The 24,326-nt window shown below is 51.3% G+C and carries 26 protein-coding genes; 11 read left to right on the top strand and 15 right to left on the bottom strand.

Annotated elements, in window-relative coordinates; genetic code table 11:
* Nucleotides 1-113: 113 nt before the first annotated feature.
* Nucleotides 114-1,481, top strand: coding sequence for an MATE family efflux transporter (locus tag AN477_RS16865; RefSeq protein WP_054970353.1), 1,368 nt, complete (start codon nucleotides 114-116; stop codon nucleotides 1,479-1,481).
* Nucleotides 1,482-1,690: 209 nt separating this feature from the next.
* Complete coding sequence (locus AN477_RS16860) at nucleotides 1,691-2,659, top strand: hypothetical protein (RefSeq protein ID WP_054970336.1); 969 nt, start codon at nucleotides 1,691-1,693, stop codon at nucleotides 2,657-2,659.
* A gap of 226 nt (nucleotides 2,660-2,885) precedes the next feature.
* On the opposite strand, the gene AN477_RS16855 is transcribed toward AN477_RS16860, so the two are convergent.
* Together AN477_RS16855 and AN477_RS16850 are read right to left on the bottom strand one after the other, a co-directional pair.
* Complete coding sequence (locus tag AN477_RS16855; RefSeq protein WP_054970335.1) at nucleotides 2,886-4,346, bottom strand: MFS transporter; 1,461 nt, start codon at nucleotides 4,344-4,346, stop codon at nucleotides 2,886-2,888.
* Between the two features lie 1,081 nt (nucleotides 4,347-5,427).
* A complete protein-coding gene (locus AN477_RS16850) occupies nucleotides 5,428-5,811 on the bottom strand; it encodes a hypothetical protein (protein WP_054970334.1) in 384 nt (127 codons plus the stop codon).
* A gap of 238 nt (nucleotides 5,812-6,049) precedes the next feature.
* Here AN477_RS16850 and AN477_RS16845 point away from each other — a divergent pair, with 238 nt between their 5' ends.
* The 7 genes from AN477_RS16845 to AN477_RS16815 all read left to right on the top strand — a co-directional run bounded on the left by AN477_RS16845 (nucleotide 6,050) and on the right by AN477_RS16815 (nucleotide 12,320).
* A complete protein-coding gene (locus tag AN477_RS16845; RefSeq protein ID WP_054970333.1) occupies nucleotides 6,050-6,349 on the top strand; it encodes a hypothetical protein in 300 nt (99 codons plus the stop codon).
* A gap of 145 nt (nucleotides 6,350-6,494) precedes the next feature.
* Nucleotides 6,495-7,274, top strand: a complete 780-nt coding sequence (locus AN477_RS16840; RefSeq protein WP_054970332.1) for a SurA N-terminal domain-containing protein — start codon at nucleotides 6,495-6,497, stop codon at nucleotides 7,272-7,274.
* Between the two features lie 341 nt (nucleotides 7,275-7,615).
* Nucleotides 7,616-8,287 (top strand): response regulator transcription factor, encoded by a 672-nt coding sequence (locus AN477_RS16835; RefSeq protein WP_054970331.1) that lies wholly within the window; start codon nucleotides 7,616-7,618, stop codon nucleotides 8,285-8,287.
* Nucleotides 8,287-9,633 (top strand): sensor histidine kinase, encoded by a 1,347-nt coding sequence (locus AN477_RS16830; RefSeq protein ID WP_054970330.1) that lies wholly within the window; start codon nucleotides 8,287-8,289, stop codon nucleotides 9,631-9,633. Before AN477_RS16835 ends, AN477_RS16830 begins: the two co-directional genes overlap by 1 nt.
* Nucleotides 9,634-9,738: 105 nt before the next feature.
* Nucleotides 9,739-10,794, top strand: coding sequence for an FAD:protein FMN transferase (locus AN477_RS16825; protein ID WP_157062022.1), 1,056 nt, complete (start codon nucleotides 9,739-9,741; stop codon nucleotides 10,792-10,794).
* A 2-nt stretch (nucleotides 10,795-10,796) separates the two neighbouring features.
* Nucleotides 10,797-11,318, top strand: a complete 522-nt coding sequence (locus AN477_RS16820; RefSeq protein WP_054970328.1) for a YfiT family bacillithiol transferase — start codon at nucleotides 10,797-10,799, stop codon at nucleotides 11,316-11,318.
* 39 nt (nucleotides 11,319-11,357) lie between these two features.
* Entirely contained in the window at nucleotides 11,358-12,320 is a 963-nt protein-coding gene (locus AN477_RS16815; RefSeq protein WP_169787915.1) for a potassium channel family protein, read from the top strand.
* 87 nt (nucleotides 12,321-12,407) lie between these two features.
* On the opposite strand, the gene AN477_RS16810 is transcribed toward AN477_RS16815, so the two are convergent.
* The 8 genes from AN477_RS16810 to AN477_RS16775 form a co-directional block, all read right to left on the bottom strand.
* Nucleotides 12,408-13,958 (bottom strand): bifunctional GNAT family N-acetyltransferase/carbon-nitrogen hydrolase family protein, encoded by a 1,551-nt coding sequence (locus tag AN477_RS16810; RefSeq protein ID WP_054970326.1) that lies wholly within the window; start codon nucleotides 13,956-13,958, stop codon nucleotides 12,408-12,410.
* Nucleotides 13,959-14,217: 259 nt separating this feature from the next.
* The gene (locus AN477_RS16805) at nucleotides 14,218-14,472 is read right to left on the bottom strand and encodes a DUF2249 domain-containing protein (RefSeq protein WP_157062021.1); all 255 of its coding nucleotides are present in this window, start codon (nucleotides 14,470-14,472) and stop codon (nucleotides 14,218-14,220) included.
* A gap of 29 nt (nucleotides 14,473-14,501) precedes the next feature.
* Nucleotides 14,502-14,843, bottom strand: a complete 342-nt coding sequence (locus AN477_RS16800) for a hypothetical protein (RefSeq protein WP_054970325.1) — start codon at nucleotides 14,841-14,843, stop codon at nucleotides 14,502-14,504.
* A gap of 4 nt (nucleotides 14,844-14,847) precedes the next feature.
* The gene (locus AN477_RS16795; protein ID WP_054970324.1) at nucleotides 14,848-15,279 is read right to left on the bottom strand and encodes a hypothetical protein; all 432 of its coding nucleotides are present in this window, start codon (nucleotides 15,277-15,279) and stop codon (nucleotides 14,848-14,850) included.
* Complete coding sequence (locus tag AN477_RS16790; protein ID WP_054970323.1) at nucleotides 15,276-15,533, bottom strand: DUF2249 domain-containing protein; 258 nt, start codon at nucleotides 15,531-15,533, stop codon at nucleotides 15,276-15,278. The genes AN477_RS16795 and AN477_RS16790 overlap by 4 nt, the downstream gene beginning before the upstream one ends.
* A 96-nt stretch (nucleotides 15,534-15,629) precedes the next feature.
* Nucleotides 15,630-15,896: a CGCGG family putative rSAM-modified RiPP protein gene (locus AN477_RS16785; protein ID WP_054970322.1), complete on the bottom strand. Its 267-nt coding sequence runs from the start codon at nucleotides 15,894-15,896 to the stop codon at nucleotides 15,630-15,632.
* 80 nt (nucleotides 15,897-15,976) lie between these two features.
* Nucleotides 15,977-17,335: a hypothetical protein gene (locus tag AN477_RS16780; protein WP_054970321.1), complete on the bottom strand. Its 1,359-nt coding sequence runs from the start codon at nucleotides 17,333-17,335 to the stop codon at nucleotides 15,977-15,979.
* A gap of 63 nt (nucleotides 17,336-17,398) precedes the next feature.
* Entirely contained in the window at nucleotides 17,399-17,629 is a 231-nt protein-coding gene (locus AN477_RS16775) for a hypothetical protein (protein WP_054970320.1), read from the bottom strand.
* Nucleotides 17,630-17,906: 277 nt separating this feature from the next.
* Between AN477_RS16775 and AN477_RS16770 the strand changes: the two genes are divergently transcribed.
* Nucleotides 17,907-18,338, top strand: coding sequence for a universal stress protein (locus tag AN477_RS16770; protein ID WP_054970319.1), 432 nt, complete (start codon nucleotides 17,907-17,909; stop codon nucleotides 18,336-18,338).
* 189 nt (nucleotides 18,339-18,527) lie between these two features.
* On the opposite strand, the gene AN477_RS16765 is transcribed toward AN477_RS16770, so the two are convergent.
* From AN477_RS16765 to AN477_RS24645, 5 genes are all read right to left on the bottom strand, one after another.
* Nucleotides 18,528-18,863, bottom strand: coding sequence for a cytochrome o ubiquinol oxidase subunit IV (locus AN477_RS16765; RefSeq protein ID WP_054970318.1), 336 nt, complete (start codon nucleotides 18,861-18,863; stop codon nucleotides 18,528-18,530).
* Nucleotides 18,864-19,031: 168 nt separating this feature from the next.
* Nucleotides 19,032-19,661, bottom strand: a complete 630-nt coding sequence (locus AN477_RS16760) for a cytochrome c oxidase subunit 3 (RefSeq protein ID WP_054970317.1) — start codon at nucleotides 19,659-19,661, stop codon at nucleotides 19,032-19,034.
* Nucleotides 19,662-19,663: 2 nt separating this feature from the next.
* A complete protein-coding gene (locus AN477_RS16755) occupies nucleotides 19,664-21,700 on the bottom strand; it encodes a cbb3-type cytochrome c oxidase subunit I (protein WP_054970316.1) in 2,037 nt (678 codons plus the stop codon).
* An 82-nt stretch (nucleotides 21,701-21,782) separates the two neighbouring features.
* Nucleotides 21,783-22,664: a cytochrome c oxidase subunit II gene (locus AN477_RS16750; protein WP_083486372.1), complete on the bottom strand. Its 882-nt coding sequence runs from the start codon at nucleotides 22,662-22,664 to the stop codon at nucleotides 21,783-21,785.
* A gap of 165 nt (nucleotides 22,665-22,829) precedes the next feature.
* The gene (locus AN477_RS24645) at nucleotides 22,830-22,982 is read right to left on the bottom strand and encodes a hypothetical protein (RefSeq protein ID WP_157062019.1); all 153 of its coding nucleotides are present in this window, start codon (nucleotides 22,980-22,982) and stop codon (nucleotides 22,830-22,832) included.
* Nucleotides 22,983-23,478: 496 nt separating this feature from the next.
* Between AN477_RS24645 and AN477_RS16745 the strand changes: the two genes are divergently transcribed.
* Nucleotides 23,479-23,880, top strand: a complete 402-nt coding sequence (locus tag AN477_RS16745; protein ID WP_054970315.1) for a c-type cytochrome — start codon at nucleotides 23,479-23,481, stop codon at nucleotides 23,878-23,880.
* Nucleotides 23,881-24,326: the final 446 nt, after the last annotated feature.

The following is a 24,326-nucleotide window of genomic DNA, read 5'->3' as shown; positions in this document are numbered from 1 at the left end:
AGAGGTCTGATTTTGTTGCATAGAGTCATTTCAGAGGTCCTTTGGGTATTCTCATCCAGACAAATCCGTCGTAACATAGGGAGGTTGGCTTGCGTGCCAAAGGAGTCGATGATGTGACCGAGACAAAAGAACTGCGCGTGGGGCAGATTACCTGGCCAGTTTTGGTGGAACAACTGCTGTTTATGTTAATGGGTACTGCAGATACCTTTATGCTTTCTCATGTATCGGGTTCTGCTGTTGCCGCGGTCGGGTCTTCAAACCAAGTGATTGGTTTGGTGCTCTTGATGTTCAGTATGATCTCCGGCGGAACAGCAGTCTTGGTTGCGCAATACCTTGGTGCCAAGCGTATCGAGGAGTGTGCCAAATTCACAGCCGCGTCCATCACGGTGAATCTTGCCATCGGCGTTCTTGTCAGCATGCTTGTTGTATTGCTACGACAGAACATCGCAGAGTGGATGCAACTGCCGTCAACAGTAATCACATTTACTGACAGTTATCTCAACATCGTCGGTGGGACGATTTTTATCCAAGCTTTATTGAATGCTGTAAGCTCAGTTTTACGTTCCAACGGATTCACACGGGTTACCATGTATGTCTCTATTGGTATGAACGCTGTGCATATTCTCGGAAACTACACTTTTATCTATGGTGCCTTCGGAATGCCTAAACTCGGTGTCACCGGCGTCGCTGTTTCGACGTCCGTAAGCCGCTTACTCGCCTTCGTTGTGATGATGGTTATCATGTACCGAGTTGTCCCGTATACCATTGCTTGGAAGGACTATATCTACATCCACATAGACCACCTTAAAAAAATTCTGGCCATTGGTGTTCCTTCTGCAGGCGAGCCTTTGGCGTATCAGAGCGCTCAAATCGTCATGACCAGTTTCATGGGGATTTATGGAGCCACCGTGTTGGCAACGCGCGTTTACACCTTGAATCTGATGTTCTACATCTTTGTTATTGGCAGCGCCTTGGGATTTGGGACCCAAATTGTGGTTGGCCATCTCTGCGGCGCAGGAAAGATGGAAGAGGCCTACAAGCAGGTATGGAAAAGCCTGCGGATCGCGCTCAGTGTCACTGTCGTCATTGCCATTGTCATGGCCTTTTCTGGACACAGTTTGTTTCATCTCTTCACTTCGGACCCCGGAGTCATTCGCATGGGAACACAACTGTTGCTCATCTGCATCGTGCTTGAACCGGGCCGTACATTTAATCTCGTCATCATTCAGTCCCTGAGGGCGGCAGGAGACGTTAAGTTCCCGGTGCTGATGGGAATTATCTTCCCAATCGGAATGGGCATCCCGTTGTCATACTATCTCGGCGTACACCTTCATATGGAACTGGCGGGTGTTTGGTGGACGATTTGTATTGATGAGTGGACTCGTGCCATTATCATGTCAGTCCGGTGGAAGAGCAAGGTGTGGCAGAAGAAGGCGCTTGTGAAGCCATTGTCAGATGACACCGCACTGGTGGGCGTTTGAATACTGTAACAGCGGAGATTCGCAGGAAATATGTTCCATGTCATCATCTCCCTGTGTGGAAAAACATTTCGTCCTCCGTTACACTAGGACAAGCAGTGTGATGATTCTTACAGGCAACATAACAACTTAAATCATCGACACAACGCTAAACGTATGTGCCAGAATCGAATCTGGAAACCCAAGTTTTATGAAAGAGAGGGTGATGAACCTTGGGTGTCGCTGAAGGGGAGCGGCTTACGAGAGTGATTGCAAAAGAGTCTCCCATGCTCAAGGTGTTGCGGCTGGGTATTGGGGTACTGTGGATTATTGCGGGGCTGCTTCAGTTCCAACCGCTCATGTTCACTCCGGATTTTTACGCGTGGTATCCTCCGAACATTATGGAAAGCGTGATTCAAGGGATTGCAGACGGGCAACCGCAATTTGTTGTTTCATTGGTTCATTTCGGATCAACCATCTGGTCCACAGAGCACGTTTTGTTTAATGTACTTGCTGCCTCTTTACAACTCGTCATTGGACTCCTGTTTGTCTATGGTAAAGGCCGAGCTGCAAAGGTCGGATTTATCATTTCGATTGGCTGGGGACTCGTCGTTTGGGTATTTGCGGAAGCGTTTGGCCAGATTTTTGGCGGCGCAGGCTATTTTGACGGTGCTCCTGGAGCTGCTCTGTTGTACGTTATCGTGGCGATTCTGTTACTCCTCGACCGTTCATCCAAGGGGTTGCGCCTTCATGGACAGATGGCCTTACGCTACTTGACGACGATGTATTGGTTCTATATGGCCTTGCTACAGATACTTCCTTCTAGTGGGTATTGGCAGCCTCGAGGGCTCATGGAACCGATTGCAACGGCTGGAGCGTTGCCACAACCACGTTTCCTATCGAACCCGATTGAACACTTTGGGACCGCCATCATGCATTACGGGCCACTGATTAACCTGGTTCTCGTTGTGCTGATGGTGGTGATGGCCGGCATCACGCTGTTCAATGCGTGGAACCGTGTGACAATTGTGCTTGCTTTTGTTTGGTTGTTTTGGTCGTGGTGGTTTGGACAGGACTTTGGCGGGTTGTTTGCAGGGGCTGCAACTGATTTGAACAGCATCCCGGCGATCGCGGTTTGGACGCTCGCATTGGTCTCGGCAAAGCAAAATAGAGCGACTCCAGGTCGAAACCAGGCAAGCTGAGTTCAAGCAAAATGGCATGGGTGCATGGGTGCATGGGTGCATGGGTGCATGGCTCATGCACGATGCACGATGCACGATGCACGATAAATAAAGCAAAAAAGAGCCCACGCAAACGGAGTAAGTGCGCCAACTTCGACGGAGGAAGTCGCTTCATAAAAGGGATCCCGCAAGGGATCCCTTTTTACCACGTTTCGTTTGTGTGCTCCTGGTTGTTGCAGTGATGCCGCTAGCTGTTGGCTTTGACGACTGGCGTCTGCCGTTTTAGAGATAACAACACGGCGACCAAGGAAACTATGGCAACGGTAATATAGGAGGCGTGGAAAGCAAATATCATATGGGGAATAGGGGCCCCTTTTTCACTTTTTACACCTTGCATGATTAAAAATATCTGGTAGGTTAAACCTCCCAAGGTAACACCGAGTCCCATGCCGAGAGACCGCGACATATTCAAAATCCCGCCTGTCACACCAAGACGGTTCTCCGGGACGCTGCCCATGACGCTGCTGTTATTCGGCGGTGTAAATAAACCAACCCCTGCACCGACGAGAAAGAGGCCAACCGAGAGTAATGCGTAACTCCATGCTGCGGCACTCATTCCAGACAACAACACGCATCCAATAAGTGCCGCCAGCATACCGAGGACAGTTGGCAAACGTCGTCCCTTCTTATCTGACACGAGGCCGGCAATCGGAGTCATAATCGTCATTCCGACCGGAATAATCGATATCAACAAGCCAGATAAAAATGGGTTCAGCCGTGCTACACCATCCAAATAGAATGGTGTCAACAACAAGACAGCGTACATGATGGCGAAAGACAGAATGCCAGTGATGTTTCCGAGTGTGAACACCGGCTTCCGAAACAGACTTAAATCCACCATGGGTGAATTGATGCGACGTTCGACGAGCATAAACGCGGACAAACAGACAACAAACACAACATAACTAAGCAAAAGCGGGAGGGACGTCCATCCTGACTTGAGGCCCATGTTCAACATGAATATCAGTGCTACCAGCGAGGGAATCAGCAACGCGGCGCCGACGTAATCAAAACGTTCTTTATGCCGCGGTGTCTTATCCGGTGGGAGCAACAAGATACCGAGAGTTGTTCCAACAATTCCAACAGGGAGGTTAATCAGAAAAATCCAGCGCCAGCTGAATAATGACAGCAATGCGCCTCCGATTGCCGGGCCAAGCGTGAGGCCAATGCCTTGAGCACTTGCTTGAATGCCAATCGCCTTGCCTCGGTCCTCCGCAGGTGTTGCAGCAGTTACAATCGAAACGCTGTTCGCCTGCAACATTGCAGCACCGACCGCTTGAAGGCAACGAAAGACAAGCAACTCTGTAAGGTTCATCGAGAGTCCGCAGAGCACAGAGCCGATGACGAAGACCGTGAAACCAAATGCGTACATCCATCTGCGCCCAACCATATCCGCAATCCGCCCAAAAGGAACGACAAGCCCAGTCAGCGTCAGCAGATAAACAAGGCTAACCCATTCGATGACGTGCATGGGTACCGTGAAATGTTTCTGCATGGTGGGGAGAGCGATGTTGATGACACTGGCATCGAGTGCAGCCATAAATGCGCCGATGCACACAGTCGCAACAACGTACCAATGATAGTTGGCGCGATTTCGCGCTGACTTTAGAGGCAGCGAAGTATCGAGTTTGTAGAATAACTTGAACACCGTATCTGTATCCCCCCTGTCTCTTTTCTTCCCAATAAAAAAGGCTACAAGTCAAACTGTACACCTACCATTACTTTGAGTACAACAGGGAAAAGTGCAAAGATGTTGGCATACCGAAGTACAATACAGACAGGACCTCGTGGAAGCCACATAATCGGCCATCTCGCAGATAGGAGTACCCCGCTAAGCTTGCCACCTTTGGCCTCGGGTCGCCCGAGTTTAGTCGGTGGCAGCGACTAAGCATGCGCGATTGGCCCCGAGTGGTCCGAGTTTAGTCGGCAAAACCGACTTAAGCCGCAAAAAATGAGGGGTTAAGTCGCTTGGAGCGACTTAACGGATCGCCAGAACACTGGCTAAGTCGGTGGCAGCGACTAAGCATGCGCGATTGGCCCCGAGTGGTCCGAGTTTAGTCGGCAAAACCGACTAAAGCCGCAAAAAATGAGGAGTTAAGTCGCTTGGAGCGACTTAACGGATCGCCAGAACACTGGCTAAGTCGGTGGCAGCGACTAAGCATGCGCGATTGGCCCCGAGCGGTCCGAGTTTAGTCGGCGAAACCGACTAAAGCGGCAAAAAATAAGGGGTTAAGTCGCTTGGAGCGACTTAACGGATCGCCAGAACACTGGCTAAGTCGGTGGCAGCGACTAAGCATGCGCGATTGGCCCCGAGTGGTCCGAGTTTAGTCGGCAAAACCGACTTAAGCCGCAAAAAATGAGGAGTTAAGTCGCTTCGAGCGACTTAACGGATCGCCAAGACCGCAACTAAGTCGGTGGCAGCGACCAAGCCTGCCCAATTGACCCCAGGTCGCCGAGGCCAAGTCGGCAAAACCGAAGCCGCAAAAAATGAGGGGTTAAGTCGCTTCAGGCGACTTAACGGCTTGGAGTTCCAAAAAAACACAACCGCTGGAAGTATGAGGAACGTTGACAAAGCCCCCGAAACGGGGGCTTTGTCAACAACTCAACAGACAGGATCCCAATACGGGATCCTGTCTGTATTTTCGTGTCCCGGTGGGATTCCCCCTACCAGAGGCACCTAGTCCGCCGGTTAGCGACAGACTGGCAACGTTTACTCAGAGGGTGTGACGTTAATTAGACTGATTCAGGTCTTGTTGGATTTCCTGACGAACTTTGTTCGCCTGGGTTCCGTTCGAAGCCCCGTAAGCCTGGTTTCCCAAGCTCTGTTTGATCTGATTCCGGACTTCCTGGGCATTCGTCCCGGACGTCATGGAACCGCCAAACATTGAGCTCGTGGCACTTACAGATGAAGTTCCACCGAGGTTGGTAAAGGCCTGATTAGCTTGGCTGCCCAAGCTGCTTTGAATGTCAGACCTCACTTGGGCAGGGTTTGTTCCAGACAAGCTGTTGGTTACCTGAGCGGCACCAAACTGGCCCTGTCCACTGCCCTGCAGGCTCTTTTGGATGTCCTGTTTGACCTTCTGCGGTTGAGTACCCTTCATCATGTGTGTCATCAGTGCAACATCTCCCTCTGAATGTGATGTTGTTGCGAACTTACTGTCTCACCTCAAGGGTCCTGTCATTCTGTAACATTTTACCACCCGCCTTGAACGACCATCCACAAGACCATCCACAAGACCATCCACAAGACCATCCACAAGACCATCCACAAGACCATCTAGATGGAATCATGAAAACTGTCGAGCTGGAAAAACTAACGCTATATCTCAAGGACAGGAAGGCGGTAAGTGAATGGGAAATGATTCGATTCAAATGGGCAGCAGCAATCCCACTCGTTCAGCAAAGCTAGTTCGTCACGACGACGCTGGTCCACGTGCATACAAACAAAGCCCGGATGATTTTTCCTACGAAGGTGACATCACAGACCTGGAGCCACTTGGTGCACCGTGGTCGGTTGATGCTGATGATGCGGCCGCGGGCGCGGTCGATGTTTCTGATGTTTCTAATGAGACCATTGACGATCACGGTAATGACGCGCTTGAAGGTGACGAGGCCTATGTCACAGTAGATAATCCTGATGACTTCGAGTGATTAGTGACCGAATTGTCCGCTGAATTCTCCACAGAATCACCATATGGACGAGACCTGCCGGACACATCTCTGTTGTAAACTGGGCACCGTGGGTTCATACGAATTTGGTGACAAAAGCTGTGTGTGCCCAGAAAGGGGAATTTCATTGAGCAATACAGAGGATAAGTCTACGGAGCTTCAAACGGAACAGGATGTGCAGAATAATATCTCGGAACAGGGGCCGGTCTCGCGTAAGCCGCTGGACAAGCTTTGGTTAGTGCTTGCCGGAGGCATTGGCGGAGCCGTGATTGTTGGAGCTGTGTGGGGGCTAATAGCACACGGACAGCAAAACGATCCGCTTGTCGCTACCGTTGGGGCCCATCAAATCCATCAATCCGATTTCGAAGCTCAAATGGAATCGATGGCTGGTCAACAGACACTACAGCAGATGATCGACAATCAATTGATTAAAGACGGAGCTAAAGCACAAAATATCACAGCAACGCAGCAGGATATTTCTACTGCACTGCAAAACCTGGAGAGCCAATACGGTATCTCGAGCAGTGCGCAGTTGACGCAGTTTTTGCAAACAAACGGGATCACGCAGACCCAATTAAATGACATCCTTACGGTGAATGTTCTCGAACAGAAGCTGTCGGAGCAGGGAATCACCGTTACTAATACGGAAATCCAAAATTATTACAATCAAAATAAGGCCTCTTTTACCCCTCAAGGGGCTAAGACGCCAGAGCCTTTAAGTATGGTGAAGAGCCAAATCGAGCAGCAAATTAAGCAATCGAAGGCTGTTCCAAGTACTCAGTTGCTTGCGAACCTTGCCAAAAAAGAAAAGGTTACGATCTATAACACCAAATACTCGAGCATCCAGACACAGCTTGAAAACCCGACACCGCCACCGACACCGACTAATTCTGTCAGCGGACCGTAACTGGAACGTGGGCGGTCAGTGGGAAAACACAAATCCATGGATACGCTGTCCGAACAGGCTGTTAGAATACAGCGTGTGACGCCGCAAACAAGCCTCCGAGGCCGCTCCAAACCGGGCCTGGGGGCTTTTGTACGTCTGGACGAGTGGTTACTTGGTGCGGGATTATGTACAATTCCCATTAGAATGTTCATAAATCGATCACACAGAGATCATTTTGCCAGTCTAAACTTTCAATGGATTTAAGTCATGGATTTAAGTCAATGGGCTGACATTAATGGACACAAATCACAGGATTGGAATCACAGGATTTGAATCACGAGAGCCGTCAAGGGGGGATTTCGGTGAAGTTACTCGTGGTCGAAGACGACGTTAAATTGGCCGAACTCCTGAATCGGGGGCTGAAGGCATCCGGACATACGGTTGACTTGGCAGATTGTGCAGCCGAGGGTTGGCGACTGGTCCATGAAGGACACTATGACGTCATGGTGCTTGACGTAAAATTGCCGGATGAAGATGGATTTTCATTGTGCCATCGTCTGCGTAAAGCCCAGGTTCAGACGCCTATCATCATGTTGACTGCCCGTGACAGTATAGATGACAAAGTAACCGGGCTATCAGCTGGTGCGGATGACTATCTAACTAAGCCATTTTCATTTGCAGAGTTAAATGCAAGGCTTACTGCTCTGCAGAGACGACTGCCGCAGTATGACGATAGGACAACTGTTGTGGTCGGAGATGTTGAATTGCACCCGGAAACATTTGTTGTAAAACGATCCGGTACGCCGGTTGAATTGACTGCCCGTGAGTTTGCACTCCTTGAGTTACTGATGCGAAATGCGGGCCATGTCATGACAAAGGAAGTTATCTTAAATCGTGTTTGGTCGACCGACGCTGACCCGGTTGCCAATGTTGTCGAGGCTGTCATTGCTCGATTGCGGCAAAAATTAGACGTTGGTCCAAAGAGTAAGCCATTTATCAAGACGGTGCGCGGATTGGGTTACAAGGTGGAATAATGGACAGAAGTACAGCACTTAGTGAACACAAACTGATCAACCGTTTGCAGCTGCGTTTGATCTTCCTCTATATCTTTGCCTTTTTGGTGTTCGAAACGGCTGTCATCGGGTCGACGCATGTGATTCTAAGCCATCAAATCATGAACCCAATGTACCAGTCCATCATGGATGAATGGTCACAGAAAACGGACGAAGGAATCCAGCAACTCGAGGACTACGTAAAGGGTGATCAAGAGGTTCATGTAGATGCCACACCGGAAGTGGTTGCGAGTTGGGTTATCGCAGCCGATGGACACGTGGTGGACAAAGATACAACCATGACTTCGGCTCCTCCTATTGATCTGGCTCCGTTTGCGCAGCAACTGGCGCAAAGCTCGATGCAAGATACAGCCAGTATGTGGAATACCTTCAATATTGGTGGAACGTACTTTTTGGCAGGGGTAAAAGCGCTCTATGTCAATAACCAAAGGATTGGCACTATCGTCAGTTTTCGCTCTCTAACCGTGGTTCATGAGACCATGGAATCGCTGACGCATATTGACATCGAGATCGGACTCGCGAGTATCTTGCTTGTCATCCCAGTGACGTATTGGTTGGCCAATCGTTCCTTGTTGCCTGTGCGGACTGCCATGCAACGTCAGAGAAACTTTGTGAACGATGCGGCGCACGAGTTGCGTACACCATTAAGCATTCTGCATGGAACGCTCGAGTTGGCGCAGTTTGACAACCATCTCGAGACGGCTCAACAGGCGATTCGGGAGGGTCTGGCCGAAACAGAGTATATTACAGAACTTATCTCTAATCTTTCAACCTTGGCACGTTTGGAGTCCGGTGTGACCCAGTTGAACATCCGCGACGTGGATATGGCAAGCTTGGCGCAAGATACAGTCTTCGCACTAGAACCCTTGGTGGAAAAACGGAAAATTCAACTGATCGGTGAAGGGCTTACAAAGCCGGCAATGGTTACTGGCGATCCGACGCGACTCCGTCAGTTGCTCATGATTTTGCTCGACAATGCATTTAAGTACACCCCATCAGAAGGGGTGATTCGCGTCATCGTTCAAAAGACGAGAAATGACGTTGAAGTTCGCATCACGGACACAGGGATTGGGATTTCAGAAGCGGATCTGCCGCGGATCTTTGACCGCTTTTACCGTGCTACAAAGGCAGAAAACCACGCTGGCGGGAGCGGGATTGGACTGGCCATTGCAGCCTGGATTGTGGAAGCCCATTATGGGCAGATCCTCGTGCAAAGCAAAGAAGGGCGAGGAACCACTTTTCGGATTTTACTCCCACGTCAGGGACACGGACTGGCATGGAAGAAGGTATTGCATCCCAAGGGATAAGAGTTCCGAGCATGGGGGGCGTGGGAGAGCATCCTCCAACACGGCTCGACCTGGCCATCTGACAGCCGCTTCGTCGAGTGGCACCATAACTTGAGGTGATACGTAGTGGCTAGGTACCAACGGAGCTATCGTGCAATGGGTTCGTCATTCTATCTCTGTGTTGATACTTCCATTGAACTAGTCTATGCAGAGCACCTGTTTGACCAACTTGAGCAGCGCACAGAGCAACTCGAGCAGGTGATGTCACGCTTTCGTCCCGATAGTGAGTTGGTCAGACTCAATCAGCGCGTGGGAGAATGGGTTCGCGTGTCGCGAACGCTTCGGCAAGTGCTTGATCTCGCGGCGCTGTTTCACCATGTCAGCGGGGGGGCTTTTGATCCACGCGTAATCCGCCATTTAGAGCAAATTGGCTATCCTGGTGCTCCGATTGACGTAAGTAAGTCGGCTGACTCTGCCATGAGTTTGGATGATCCGCTCTTTGACACCACCGGGACTTCGGGTGAGGTCTGTCTGCATCACCCTTTAGACTTGGGGGGGATTGGTAAGGGTTACGCAGCGGACAGCCTTGCGGACTTGCTTGCGTCATCTATCGCATCCTCTGACCGCTATGGCTTCATCGTCGATGCAGGTGGTGACATCGTGTTGTCGGGTTGTCAGGAAAGCGGGGCAGGTTGGTCCATTGGTGTTGAGGACCCGTACGGTGGGGCAGAGGATTTGGCAGCAACAGTGGAGTTTCCAGCTTCGTTGGAGCGGATCGCCATGTGCACAAGTTCGCTGAAGAAACGCTCCTGGAGCTTTGAAGGAAACCCGGTCCATCATCTGATCGACCCTCGGCAAGCTGGCCCGGCAAGGACCAGGTTTCGGGCTGTAACGGCAGTTGGTCCGACCGCAACGCACACGGAAGTGTTCACAAAGTGTAAAATGATATCGACGACCGTCGCAAACACGAATGGTGCGAGCACAGAAGGGATACCTGACAACGGCATGTGGGAGCCGTTGATGCAGAGCCTCACGGGTGAGCCTGAATCCGGCTACTCGTGGCGTAGTACCGCTCTTCCGTACATCGCTGTGGACGTGACGGAGACGCTCGAATACACGAGCGATATTGCCCCAATTCTTACGTGGATATCGAGCAAATATCAGCATGCAAGGGTGGTATAGAGATGGATCTTAGTTACCCGATTGGCAGACCCCAGATTCCTGAAGTCATCGATGACGCGGTGATTCAATCCTGGATTCACGATGTATTGGCTTCTCCAGATGCCTTGAAGGCAGCTGTTGCCGGGCTGACGACAGATCAGCTTGACACGCCGTATCGGCCGGATGGATGGACTGTGCGGCAGGTGGTGCATCACCTCGCGGATACACATATGCATACATATACGAACTTTAAACACGCGTTAACTGAGGACAATCCAGTTATCAAACCGATCGATATCAACGCTTTTGCAGCCTTACCGGACAGTACCGCTGGTGAGATTGAGATGTCCTTGCTGATGTTCGAAGGAATCCAGCGGCGTTGGGCATTTCTCATGAAGTCGATGTCCCCATCTGACCTTGAGCGAACGTTTGAGCATCCGCGTGCAGGCAAGCGTCCGCTCTCCGCCATCCTCGGCGTGTACGCGTGGCATGCGAAGCATCATACTGCGCACATCACTGGGCTCCGGGAGCGTATGGGCTGGTAAACCAGCTTACTGCGAATGCGTAAACACGAAGGTAGAGAGGTGAGCAATGTGTTCGTGCTCTTCTTTCGACTGCTTCACAGTATCACTCGACGAACTGAAGTGTACATCGCAGTCTCTGCTCTCGTGTGTATCTTCTTGGGTGCACTGCTCTTTGCGCACTTCGAGCATCGAACATTCTGGGAAGCACTCTACTGGTCCATTACAACGGCATCTACGGTTGGATATGGAGATGTGACCCCCACGAATACAGCGGGCCGGGCGATTGCCATCGGGGTAATGTTGACGTGCATACCACTGTTTGGGGCTCTTTTCTCCATCATGGCAGCTCGGGTTGCAGAAACAAAGATCAGGAGGTTGGTCGGAATGGAGCACGTGGGCTTACGACGCAACCACATTCTCGTACTCGGCAATGCGGATGAGACCCTGACAGTGCTGAAGTCATTAGAGGGCGTTGGCTCGATTGTCCTCGTTGCGGAGGATATCGAACCGTCCGCGGTACCCTTGAACGTATCTTATATCAAGGGTGACCCGCGAGATCCGAATGTACTGATGAAAGCCCGTCCGGCCTATGCAAAGCATGCCATCATAACCGGTGTCCGGGACGGGGATATTCTCGAGACCGCCATTGCGCTGAAGGAGGTCGCGAAAGACGTACCGGTTACAGTGAGTACACGATCGGCTTTAGCGTCTAGGGCCTTGCAAGCGCTTGGCATCGAGCGGACGTTAGTCTGGCAAGAGTTGCTCGGCCATACCCTTGCGAAGAGTCTTCAGGCACCGCACGCAGGTGAACTGTTAATGCAGATGGTCAACTCAGACGAGTTTGTGATTGATGAAATTCCCGTTCCAGAGGCGTTCGTGGGCAAGTTATTCCGCGATGTACGCAGTGAGCATCACGAGTATGTTTTGGGCCTGGCCCAAAGGAACGACATCGTGCTTGGAGTTCGGCGAAATCCTCTCGTTGAGGCCGGAGCCAAACTCCTGATCCTGAAGCCCAAGGTTTGACTGCGTTTTTTCATTCGCCTGTCACTCACGATCCGTGCTTCCAATAAATGCTCCCAATCCGTGTTTCCAATCGGTCCTTACCATGTGTCATTCATCCGTGCGAAGGCTCTTCCAACGGATTTCATAGAGGTCACGTCGGCGGTCTCTCAGCTGTCTGACGGACCCAGTGTTTCGTGACCTTCGCAAGGTCTCAAGGTCGACGTCGCCGACAACAACGGTTTCCACGTTCGGGCTGCACTCACCGACGATGCCATCTCTCGCAAAGGAAAAGTCAGAGGGTGAGAAGATGGCTGACTGCCCGTACTGGATATCCATGTTTTCGACCTGTGACAGGTTCCCCACAGTGCCGGCGATCACGGTATATACCTGGTTTTCCACCGCCCGTGCTTGCGCACAGTAGCGGACTCGGAGGTATCCTTGACGGTCGTCCGTGCAAAACGGAACAAAGATGATCCCAGCTCCTTTATCTGTTGCGTGACGGGCGAGTTCCGGGAACTCAATGTCGTAGCAGATCTGAATCGCTACCTTGCCGCAGTCGGTGTCAAAGACCTTCACTTGATCGCCTTCAGCGATTCCCCACCATCTCCGTTCGTTTGGCGTGGCATGGATCTTGTACTGCTTCTCGATGGTGCCGTCTCGTCGAAACAGATAGGCAACGTTATAAATCTGCCGATCCTCTTCGACAAAGTGGGAACCGCCGACAATGTTGACGTTGTACTTCACCGCGAGTTCTGTGAACAGTTGAATGTATTGTTCAGTAAAGGTGGCAAGTTGACGCACAGCGTGATCGGGCCGCTTCTCATCGAGAAAAGACATCAACTGGGTCGTCAAGAGCTCCGGGAAGACGGCAAAGTCAGACCCAAAGTCGGCTGCCACGTCTGCGTAGTACTCCACTTGCCGAGCAAAGTCCTCGAACGAATCGATCTTCTTCATCATGTACTGAATCACACAGATCCTTACCGGGAAAGACATTCGATACACGCGCCGCGACTTCGGGTGGTAGTCGATGTTGTTCCATTCCATCAAGGTCGCAAACTTTGCGGACGCTGCATCATCGGGCAGGTATCCGGTATTGATCCGCTTGACGCTAAACCCTTCCATAATCTGAAACGACAGCACCGGATCGTACAGGATATGATTTTCGACTTCCTCCACGTAGGCACGGGGAGTCAGTTCGTTTGCGTGTTTGTGGTAGTTTGGAATACGACCGCCGATGATGATGCTCTTCAGGTTCAACCGGCGAGCGAGGTTTTTGCGCGCCTCATAAAGCCTGTGCCCGATTTTCATGCGGCGGTAATCGGGGTGCACCATGACTTCAATTCCGTAAAGGTTGAACCCCTCCGGGTCGTGGTTCGTGATATAACCGTTATCAGTGATGTCTCCCCAGGTATGCTGGTCATCGTACTCGTCAAAGTTTACGATGAGGCTGGAACAAGAACCAACGATTTTTCCCTCGTACTCCACACAAAACTGGCCCTCAGGAAAGATGTCAAGGTGGCTCTCGAGCTGATCGCGTGTCCATGGTTCCATGTTTGGAAAACAGACGGCCTGCAACGTTAGGATGTTGTCAATGTCCTCTCTTCGGATGTTCCGCAATTCGATGTGTTTTTCGAATTTGGAGATGTCGAGTTTGGTCATGGCGAGTCCTCCTCTCCAGAGTCCACAGATGCGTCGGTGTCTTAGGTGTAATTATGTCACCTACTTATAAAGTGTACCGTACATTTAAAGTGTACCGTACATTGCTGAGAACCCAAAAAAAGGACTCGCGAGGAGGTCTTCCGGGCCTCCGGCGAGTCTTTATCAAATCAACCAGAATCGAGAGAGCATGAGAACTCCAAAGGTTTGATACAGCAGAAGGACACACTTGCATGAGTGAGAGGTCTTCGGTGTAAAGCGTTTAAAGTTTCAATACCCGCAACATGAAATCCCCTGGTGCTGCTTCAGAAACGGTGACGTTGAATCCAGCTTGCTGCAACGCAGCGATCAATGGCTCTGGACGGTGGGGCAGGTGTATCTCACACAACGTCCCCGGTGGAGCATCCTGAACCAAAGTCAGTATCTCAGCGCGCGGATGGCGGCCTTGACGAATGGCGGTTCGCGCATCGATGATGAGTCGCGGGCCATCAGTTGTGACATCAAGGAGTTGTTCCATATCAATCACTCCCTTTGAAACGTAGATTTTTACGCCTGAAGCATCTGTTCTTTGACGGATTCTTTCGCCGCATCATACAGTGCAGCAACCCCACCGTAGAGGGTGTAGAAAAAGGAGTCGGGTGCATCAAGTGAGAACGAGTGGTATTCCCTTGGATCCGTTCCCAAAACCCACTCAAAGAGCTTTGCGCTGTCGTATGCGTAAAAACAGAAGCTGGTGTAGTCGAAAAAGGGCATTTTCTCATAGATTGTGACAATGTCGCTGGCATAGCGTTTTACATCCCGTGCTGCTTCTTGCACCATCCGCTTCGCATCTTCGAGGGTAACGGAGATTTGGATTGTCGACTCATTGACAATGTTAATCTGGGCCATGCTTTCACCTCTGTTCGCTGACCGGCATATTGTCGTCGGTCACTGAGTCACCGCCAATGGGCCAAACGAGTTGGCCGTCATCCAGTGCTTCCTGGAATATGTCAACGGGAATCAGGTCTTGTGCCCCTTGGAATGTCGGCCGATGCAGCAGGTATCCATCGTCGGGAAGGTCGCGATTCTGTGCAGGATCGAGTGCCCCGTTTTCGATCAGCCGCACGACAGTGGACAGTCCCCACCAGAGCGACGGATCGGTGACACGCCGAGGTGCAGCGCACTGTTGCACCTGGAACACGACTTCGTACGGCATTGGGGCGAGTGCAACCACATTTTGAATGCGCGATCCGCTCCTGACAATCAAAACCCGCCGATATCCGTGTGTAATGTGTCCGACGGGTAACCATTCCACCGTCAGCTGTGTCTGGCTAGAGCTTGTCACGCGTTGGCACTGCTCCCGTCGATCCGACCGATACGGATTCGGAACCACTCGGGACCTTTCTCGATGTATTCCCACTCGTAGATGCCAGGGCGCTCGAGCTCGAATTGATAGTGAAGCGGCATCGGATCGTGATCATTTACGAGCAACATAGCCTCGCCTGCCTTCAGGCCGTCAAACGTCTCAAAAATCACCTTGTGTTTCAGGTGCGGCGGATACTCGGTTGCGTTTACGGTTGCTGCAAAAGATGTTGTCATCTGATTTTCCCTCCAGTATGATTGCGGTTCAATGAATGTGGCTTTGCTTTACATCTTGACTTTACTCGTTTGGTGCCTCGCGCATCGTGACATACATCACATCGCGGCGGATTGGCGAAACACCCTGTACACGTACCCTCCGCACCCGCATTGGTCGATGAACTGAATGCGAATGGACGTTCCAAACCGCTCTTCGAGAAACGGAACCAGGTATGCATCTGGGTTCCCGTGCGCTTCTGAGACGGCAAGGTTGACGAAATTCCCCGGGTTTGTCTCGAGTATTGCCTCCACGGAGTCATTCAGTATCAGGTTGCGATCCGCTGCGTATTCTTCCGTCTCCAGGTTTGCAGACCAATTTCCCATGGATAATCTCCTCCTTCAGATCAAAACGTTTGTAACGAAGTTGCCAGGGGTGTCTTAGTGCCACCAACGAGTCCTCGGCGCTATGCCGCATCATCATTGGGGCGCTTCCCGCCAATCGTTAACACGTGCTGCAACGCAAGAAACAGCACAAAGCTGCCGATGGTCAGACAGACTGCACTGAGCCAACTGAGATACGTTGGAGTCATCGTTAGGCCCGCCGTCGACACTGCAGAACCTGCACCTGCACCCGCAGCTGCGCTCGAACCCGCACCCGCTGCATGAGGACGCACCCTGCTTGGCGCGAAGATGAGATACGTCAGACCGAGTAACACTCCGATGTAGTAGATGATGAAACCGGTTTGGGCAGGGCGCTTTGGGACCATATCGTCAATCAGAGGTGCCGTTTTTCGTTCGGGCCGCTTGCTAAAGCGATACTCAAACCAGAGAAACGGCACAATTTTTTGCATGTAGGCGAACATCAGCGGAATGAGGCCGCCAAATGCAAACAGATACACGGCATACACGATGGATGTGGTATCGTGCAGCCACAATAAAGCTAAGATCCAGACCTGTGCGATCACGATTGTCGCTGTAGCGACCATCGCATCGTAAAGTGGCAGCACGATCCGCTGTCGCTTCCGCGCACGAACGACAGCGATCATATCGACGACGAAACTGATGAGTCCGTAGAGGATGAGAATCGTGACGGCCATATCAAGTGGTGTCCATGCTTGAGAGGGCAGCCACTCTTTGACGAGCCAAAGGGCTACGCCGGAAAAATAGAGGCTTGCTGTTCGAACCAGCGAGGCCTTGTAGCCGTGACTGATGATGAACATCGGAAACAGCTTGTAGGAGAGTACGAGCACCAACCCACCCCAGAAGGCGAGGCCGCCGAGGAGAACGTGTGTCATCACGACCGACTGCGTGACATCTTGTGGGACAAAGGCCTGGAAGATGCCGACGAGGATGACGAGGAGCAGGGACACAAACGGGATCGTCAAAGACCGATGAACCGGCGTCTTGTTGCGTGCCTTGCGATAACTCTGAAGGACAAAGGCAAAGTAGACCCCAGCTGCAATGAGCAGCATAGAGCCTCCGATACCGACCCATAAAAACCGACTGTGCAAAAAGCCGATGACCATCAGGATTACGGACAAGAGATGGATGGGGAGATGCCAATACAGTACGTGGCGAGCGACCGGCGGAGCCTGAAAGGCGATGGGGACAATCTGATACAGGACGCCAAACGCAATGGTCATCATGGAACCCAGCACGAGTGTATGGATAGCAGCCAGGGACAGCGGCGAGAGCGTATTCCCGGTTTTCCACAGCGACAGCAACCGACCAGTAGCAATCAGGGCCGGCCACCCCATGCCCATGGCAATCAAGAGGTAATACACTGTGACGGATAAGTGTTTTTTTGTAGACGTCTCAGCCATCTGTAACGCCCCCTCGAGTCGGTGATACGTCGGCGGCAGGCGGGAATGCAACCGCGGGCGGGGTCAGCGAATGAATAACGTCGCCTGACTTGAGTGTGGATTTGCCCACAAATTAATGACTTTGTGTGTCACTCCTGGTTCGTCGTCGAACTCGACGTACAACTCTCCCTGTGAGAATGCCATCCGCATTTCCTGATTTTCTTGTGGAGCCATTTCCGGCAGATCGATGCTTTTGCCCATTCCAGGCAGGGCAATCGGATTGAGCAAAACTCGACTGAGTACGAATACCTTCATTGACCAATCTCTCCAATCTAATCAAATGCTCTGCAGTAAGAATACACCAATTTGAGCATACCCATTGTGCGCAAGGTCACGCGAGCAACGAAAGGGAAGTTAAGAGGGAACTGAACTATAACTAGGGAGCTGAACTAAACTGAAGAAAAGCTGAACTAAAATTGGAGGAAAAAGGTTCATGTAGCGTAGTTCGTTGAGACCTTCGCACTTGGTCCAAGTCATGATAACGTGAAAGTGTGAACGTCCACATCTTCCGAACTGAACAGGAGGAAGCATGATGAAGAAGTTTATCTATGCCACAGACGGATCAGACATTGCAAAGAAAGCTGGACAGGTTGCAGCCGAGTGGATGGAAAAGTGGCCGGAAGCTGAGCTTCTCATGCTTTATGTAATTCCGCAGATTCTCCCTGACGCCGTGTACCCGTATTGGTCAATGATGCCAGGAGAGGCGGCGAAGGACAATGCACACGCCGATGAAATTGAACGGCAGGCGCGTGAACAGTTGTTTCAGAACTGCAATGACCGGGTTCGCTTTGAGGTTGTGATTGGCGATCCCGCTTCGATCATCTGCGACGAAGCCAAGGAATTGCCTGCAGACCTCATTTTCATGGGGAGTCACGGACGCGGGGCGGTGGATCGACTGCTCCTTGGCAGCGTAAGTTATCGTGTTTTGCACCGGGCAACAGTACCTGTGTTAATTGTGAAATAGGCTCGAGTCAGCGCATGGTACATCTCACAATGAACCTTGAAACCGAGATTAAGATAAGTGGAAACCACTGCAAGAAAAAGGCTGCCTGATGGGCATGACATCGGCAGCCGATTTCATTTTTATTCTGGATGGTTACCTGATTGCGTTGTGAACGGAATGGCGATGGAATTGTTCCCGACGGACTCACTATCAATACGCTTCGGCACCAAATGTCATAATCCAGATGGAACCTGCGACTACGGCCGCTGTCATCGCAAAACCAAGTCCGAGTAACCACACGTGCCATGGTTTGCCTTTGCTTTCAGTCACGTGCATGAAGAAGAACAACTGAATAGCAATCTGCACAACCGCAAGCAACATAATGAGTGTGACTAACCCTGCATTCGTCGTTACCTTGTTCATGACGGCCCACAGTGAGATAAGGGTCAGGACGATGGACAGGATGAACCCGATGATTGGCACCCCAACGCCGTGTTGGTGGTGGGAGGGCTCGGGGTGGCGAACTCTGTCTTCTGCGGTGGACAATTTTGTCATCTCCTTGCAATAAACCATATTCTTTGCCTGCTCCAGGCTTCCAAGCCAAGTCTTCGAACTGCAGGACAGGTGTCTGAACAAGCGTGTCTAAATCGAAACACTTCCTAAATCGAAACACTTCATTGGCGTTTGTACTGCCGTGCTGCAGCCAGTGCAGACTTATGTCAGCTCTCCAATCAGATACACGACAGTAAAGATAAACACCCAAACAACATCGAGAAAGTGCCAGTACAGTCCAACGATGAATACCTTTGGCGCTGTTACTGTATTGATTCCACGTACGGCAACTTGGATGAGAACACTTGTCATCCAGAAGATACCGAACGTGACGTGGCATCCGTGCATCCCTACCAAGGTAAAGAAGGCAGACAGGAAGGCACTTCGCTGCATCGTTGCACCATTTTGGACGTCGGCAATGAACTCACTGAGCTCTAGACCAATGAACGACAGACCGAGCACAATTGTGACGAGCACCCATCCGATTAAGGCACCCTTCTGGCCGCGGCGCATGAACAACGTACCGAGGCCAGAGGTGAAACTGCTTGTGAGCAGAATCAACGTTTCTGCGGTGAACCCTTTCACATCAAAGATGCCAACTGGGGTCGGACCGTAGTTCGTATGCCGGAACAAGACTGCGTACGTAGAGAACACGCATGCGAACAACAACATGTCGGTAACGAGAAAGACCCAGAAACCGAATATTTTCAGTCCGCCTTCTTCGGTCGAGTACTCCAGCGGGAGGTCGTGGTCTTCCTCCCATTCATGCAAGTGATGTTCTGCAACCGTCATCGCTATAACCTCCCGTACGCGGCTTCGGTTTTCTCAATCTCTTCAACCGGGATGTGATAGGATGTTTCCTTTTCAAACGACCTCGCTAACAAGGATGCAAGGATACCGAGAAATCCTGGAATCGCCATCCAATACCACTGAAACACCAGTCCCCAACCGAAGATGAAGAAGCAGACAGAGAGGACAAAGGGTCGCCCTGAATCCTTCGGCATATGAATAGGCTGGAGTGGCCCTGACTGTTTCAAGCTTTGAGGAGCGGTTTGCTTCGACTGTGTTACGCGCACACTCTCGACACCCTCTGTAGTTGAAACATCTGTCAGATCACCGCGGCGCGCTTCCTTCATAATCCACCAAGCGTCTCTAGCTGTAACAATCGGGATCCGCGCAAAGTTGTAGTGTGGTGCTGGTGATGGCAACGACCACTCAAGTGTCCGTCCATCCCATGGATCACCCGTTTTATCTCGCTCACCGTAAAAGATACTGTACACGACGTCCAAGACAAGCAGGATGAACCCAATGCCCATCATGTAGGCCCCAATGGTAGAGACGAGATTCAATGTGTTCCAGCCCATGTCACCTGGATAGTCGTAGATTCTTCGCGTCATGCCCATTAAGCCCACTAGATACTGTGGCATGAAGCACACATAGAAACCGATGTTGAACCACCAGAAGGCGTGACGGGCCCAGCGCTCATTCAGCATGTGACCGAACATCTTCGGCCACCAGTAGTACATCCCTGCAAGCATCCCGTATACCACACCGCCAATCAGAACCTGGTGGAAGTGGGCAATCAGGAAGTAGCTGTTGTGGTATTGGTAATCTGTCGGCGCGGATGCCAGCATGACACCGGTTGCACCGCCGATGACGAAGTTCGGAATAAACCCGACAGTCCACAGCATCGGTGCAGTCATCCGAATGCGTCCTCGGTACATCGTGAACAGCCAGTTGAAGACCTTCACACCCGTTGGAATACCGATAATCATACTGGCCAAGGCAAAGAAGCTGTTGACGCCAGGCCCGGCACCCATCGTGAAGAAGTGGTGAGCCCAGACGAGGTAGCTAAGGACGACAATGGTCATCAAGGAAGCGACCATCGAGGCATAGCCGAAGGTCCGCTTGCGCGAAAATGTCGCGACCACTTCGGAAAAAATACCGAACGCGGGCAAAACGACGATATAGACTTCGGGATGACCCCAGACCCAAAACAGATTGATATACATCATCGGGTTACCGCCTGCCAGCATGGTAAAGAAGTGACTGCCAGCCAGCCGGTCAAACAGCAATAGTGCAAGTGCTGCTGTCAGGGCCGGGAAGGCAAGAATAATCAAGATGGACGCTGCGAGAACTGACCAACAAAAGAGCGGCATCCGCATTAAGGTCATCCCTGGTGCACGCATCTTTAAGATGGTGACGAAGAAATTGATACCTGTACCCATACTGCCGATGCCTGAAATCTGCAAGGCGAGCAGGTAAAAATTTTCTCCTGGTCCGATGGAGTACTCGGGACCAGCCAGTGGAGGGTAGCTCACCCAGCCGGCGTCGGGAGACCCGCCAATGACAAATGACAGGTTCAACAGCATTGCACCAAAGAAAAACATCCAGAAGCTGATTGCGTTCAGGTATGGGAATGCGACATCTCTCGCGCCGATTTGCAGAGGCACTGCAATGTTGAACATCGCAAAGATGAACGGCATTGCCATAAAGAGAATCATGATGGTGCCGTGTGTGGTAAAGATCTCGTTGTAGTGTTCCGATTGTAGAAAGTGCATACCTGGCCAGACGAGTTGAGTACGCATGAGGATGGCATCAACGCCGCCTCGGAAGAACATCAGGAGAGCAGCAATCAAGTACATGATGCCAATCTTTTTGTGGTCGACCGTGGTTAACCATTCCCGCCATAGCCAACCCCATTTTTTGAAGTAGGTAAGGACGAACAGAATGGCTAGAGTGACAAGGACGATCGATGCGTCGGCGCCGTAAATTAACGGATCGCCGAGGACAAAAAAGTGAGTCGCAAAGTTTGTTACTGAAGCAGGCATGGTGTTCCCTCTTTCATTGCATTCTTCTTCTCATCTGCGGTCAGTGTCTGAAAGACAACGGGAGAGTCGCAGACAGAGCGCATCAGTCTGTGGCTTCTTTCAGCTGGTGCTTCATGTACATGCCGCCGTTGATGCGGATGTCAGCTTCAAACATTCCTGGCGGGAAGGAAGAGAACTCTTGTTTTCCAACGATGTCCTGCTTTGTAGTCAGATTTTTGTAACCCTGTTTCGTTAACGGCGGTGCAGATGCTTTGACTTGTTTTGTCCACTGGTCAAACCCTTGTGCGTCCGTTGCCACCACGTCAAACGCCATCTTCGCATAGCCTTTGCCCGTAAAGTTGGCTCCATGTCCAAAGTAGACGCCTGGTTTGTCCGCCTGCAGCCATAGACGCATCGCCATGCCTGGCATCGTGTACTCCTGACCGCCAAGTTGCGGGACCCAGAACGAGTTCATCGGTGCGTCACTGGTCAAAACAAACTCGACTGGACGATTCGTCGGGATTTTGCAGTAGTTGACCGTTGCGATGTTTTGGTCTGGATACTGAAATAACCACTTCCAGTTGAGTGAAGTAACTTGGATGGTCAACGGAGCTTCTGGCAATTGGGGCTTCACAAGCCGGAACGTGTCCCTGACAGTGAACGTTCCAATAATGCCGATGATGACGATTGGAATGCCCCACCAGACAACTTCAAGCACCTTGCTTTCCGACCATTCAGGCATATACGGTGCCGTTCGATCAGGCCGATCGCGGTACCTCGCCACAATGACGGCCGTCAAAATAATGACGGGAATCACGACGATCAGCACCATGACGATAGTTAAGATAATCAGTCGCTGCTCAATTCGCGCGACTGGCCCGGCTGGATTTAGAACGAGATAGCGTTCGCCGCACCCTGACGTAACGAGCGGTACGAGAAGTACGAACATCAAATGTCGCCACTTTGTCCAAAAAGGCTTGTTCATGAGGTTGCAACACCCTCCTTTTCCTTCAAGAAGATTGGACAGAACACTGGCGTCACAGAAGACAGGCCTACCTCGACAGCACGTGGCTGCTGCGGCCATGTCAGACGGTGTTTGGCGTGCGGGAGCGGTTGTGCTTTATGGCTCCACTTCACGGCTCCACTTCCGTCAGCGCCAGTAAAAGCGACCGAAGTGGAGGTGAGCAAACTCTTGAAACTCGAGCAAGACAAACGCGATCGCCAAGACAATGACAACAGCAGCTACAATTCGTCCATACCGATAGCGACGGCGTACTTGATTACGGTCATCATTCATTTTCATATGGTTACCTTTCCCAGAAGTTTTGGCATTATGTACATCCTTCCGTTTAACCCTTAATGATGTAGGCGTCCCACCACCACAAGACTCCTCCAAGAATCATCAATACAATAAAGGTGATAATGACAACCCATGCGACCAGGGAGAGTCCTTCATTTGCTCGATCCATGTTGGCCTTCCTCCTTTCCCTCGGGGGTGGTGCACAGGATTTGTACGATTTGCACGGCACCCGGCGTTCAACAGTCGATGATGGTTCGGCAGGACGAGTCAGGGTTATTATGAATTTCATGGTGCCTTTTTAATCATGAGGTTCGAAGCAACCTGGGGACGTGTTCAGTTATTCAAGTGCGAGGCGTTAAGGTCATCCAATTGTCGTCTGATTGTGGTCTGAGACAAGACATTTGGTATAGTGTTGGTGAAAGCAGGGTACAAGCCTCTATGTGACAAGTTTCTAGTCCGTAGGGATGGGTTTTATAAACGACAGAGAGGGGGGGTAAGGTTGAATCGGTTACGTCTTTACAGCACCATTGCGGCTCTCGGCGTCGGCGTATCAGTTTTTGTTGCCGGGTGCGGCACAGGCGGTAATACCGCAGCGCCCGCAGGAAATACGTCGAACGCCAACACTTCGGGCACAACGACGGCCGTGACGGGTGATGCACAGCAAGGACTGAAACTGTTTCAGCAAGACTGCTCGATGTGTCACTCTACAGGGACTAACCGGGTCGTTGGACCAGGTTTGAAGGGTATCATGTCAAAATCCCAACTTCCCAATGGACAACCGGTGAACAATGACAACGTTCAGAACTGGATCAGGACTGGCGGCGGCGGAATGCCAGGCTTTCCTCAACTGACTGACCAACAACGCGCAGATCTTGTCGCTTATCTGAGCACCCTCAGCTAACCTGTACAGCGGTCGGACGGCTGCAATGCCGTCCGACCGTCGTCTTATCAGACGCTAACCCCTTACACACTCCAGCCACCACGCGGACCGACGGCCACGGCATTAGGCGGCAAGTCCCAACAGCATCCCAACAGCATCCCAACAGCATCCCAACAGCATCCCAACAGCATCCCAACAGCATCCCAACAGCATCCCAACAGCATCCCAACAGCATCCCAACAGCATCCCAACAGCATCCCAAACCCCAAAATCCTGTTTGCGAACAGTTTGTGAACGCCCTCTATTCTCCTTTTTGAATTGTGATCCAGCGCACACTTGAGCCATGTTCCCAACTTTTATTCTGTGCATTGTAGCGTGTGAATGCAGATTGTACTAGGCGTTTATGGCCATTGTCATAGTAGGTTCGGTCTGGTTATGAACCGGGTCAAAATGACCTTTGATAGCAC

Origin of the sequence: Paenalicyclobacillus ferrooxydans (genome assembly GCF_001399675.1) — a bacterium.
Classification (GTDB): domain Bacteria; phylum Bacillota; class Bacilli; order Alicyclobacillales; family Alicyclobacillaceae; genus Alicyclobacillus_B; species Alicyclobacillus_B ferrooxydans.
The sequence above is the reverse complement of the archived record's forward strand: the minus strand, read 5'-3'. Positions and strand labels throughout refer to the sequence as shown.

Excerpts from the sequence above, each read along its gene's own strand:
- AN477_RS16750 (WP_083486372.1), bottom strand. The coding sequence starts at position 22,664 with ATGAACAAGCCTTTTTGGACAAAGTGGCGACATTTGATGTTCGTACTT.
- AN477_RS16775 (WP_054970320.1), bottom strand. The coding sequence starts at position 17,629 with ATGAAGGTATTCGTACTCAGTCGAGTTTTGCTCAATCCGATTGCCCTG.
- AN477_RS16810 (WP_054970326.1), bottom strand. The coding sequence starts at position 13,958 with ATGACCAAACTCGACATCTCCAAATTCGAAAAACACATCGAATTGCGG.
- AN477_RS16830 (WP_054970330.1), top strand. The coding sequence starts at position 8,287 with ATGGACAGAAGTACAGCACTTAGTGAACACAAACTGATCAACCGTTTG.
- AN477_RS16805 (WP_157062021.1), bottom strand. The coding sequence starts at position 14,472 with ATGGAACAACTCCTTGATGTCACAACTGATGGCCCGCGACTCATCATC.
- AN477_RS16770 (WP_054970319.1), top strand. The coding sequence starts at position 17,907 with ATGAAGAAGTTTATCTATGCCACAGACGGATCAGACATTGCAAAGAAA.
- AN477_RS16790 (WP_054970323.1), bottom strand. The coding sequence starts at position 15,533 with ATGACAACATCTTTTGCAGCAACCGTAAACGCAACCGAGTATCCGCCG.
- AN477_RS24645 (WP_157062019.1), bottom strand. The coding sequence starts at position 22,982 with ATGAAAATGAATGATGACCGTAATCAAGTACGCCGTCGCTATCGGTAT.
- AN477_RS16800 (WP_054970325.1), bottom strand. The coding sequence starts at position 14,843 with ATGGCCCAGATTAACATTGTCAATGAGTCGACAATCCAAATCTCCGTT.
- AN477_RS16820 (WP_054970328.1), top strand. The coding sequence starts at position 10,797 with ATGGATCTTAGTTACCCGATTGGCAGACCCCAGATTCCTGAAGTCATC.
- AN477_RS16785 (WP_054970322.1), bottom strand. The coding sequence starts at position 15,896 with ATGGGAAATTGGTCTGCAAACCTGGAGACGGAAGAATACGCAGCGGAT.
- AN477_RS16780 (WP_054970321.1), bottom strand. The coding sequence starts at position 17,335 with ATGGCTGAGACGTCTACAAAAAAACACTTATCCGTCACAGTGTATTAC.
- AN477_RS16850 (WP_054970334.1), bottom strand. The coding sequence starts at position 5,811 with ATGACACACATGATGAAGGGTACTCAACCGCAGAAGGTCAAACAGGAC.
- AN477_RS16845 (WP_054970333.1), top strand. The coding sequence starts at position 6,050 with ATGGGAAATGATTCGATTCAAATGGGCAGCAGCAATCCCACTCGTTCA.
- AN477_RS16755 (WP_054970316.1), bottom strand. The coding sequence starts at position 21,700 with ATGCCTGCTTCAGTAACAAACTTTGCGACTCACTTTTTTGTCCTCGGC.
- AN477_RS16760 (WP_054970317.1), bottom strand. The coding sequence starts at position 19,661 with ATGACGGTTGCAGAACATCACTTGCATGAATGGGAGGAAGACCACGAC.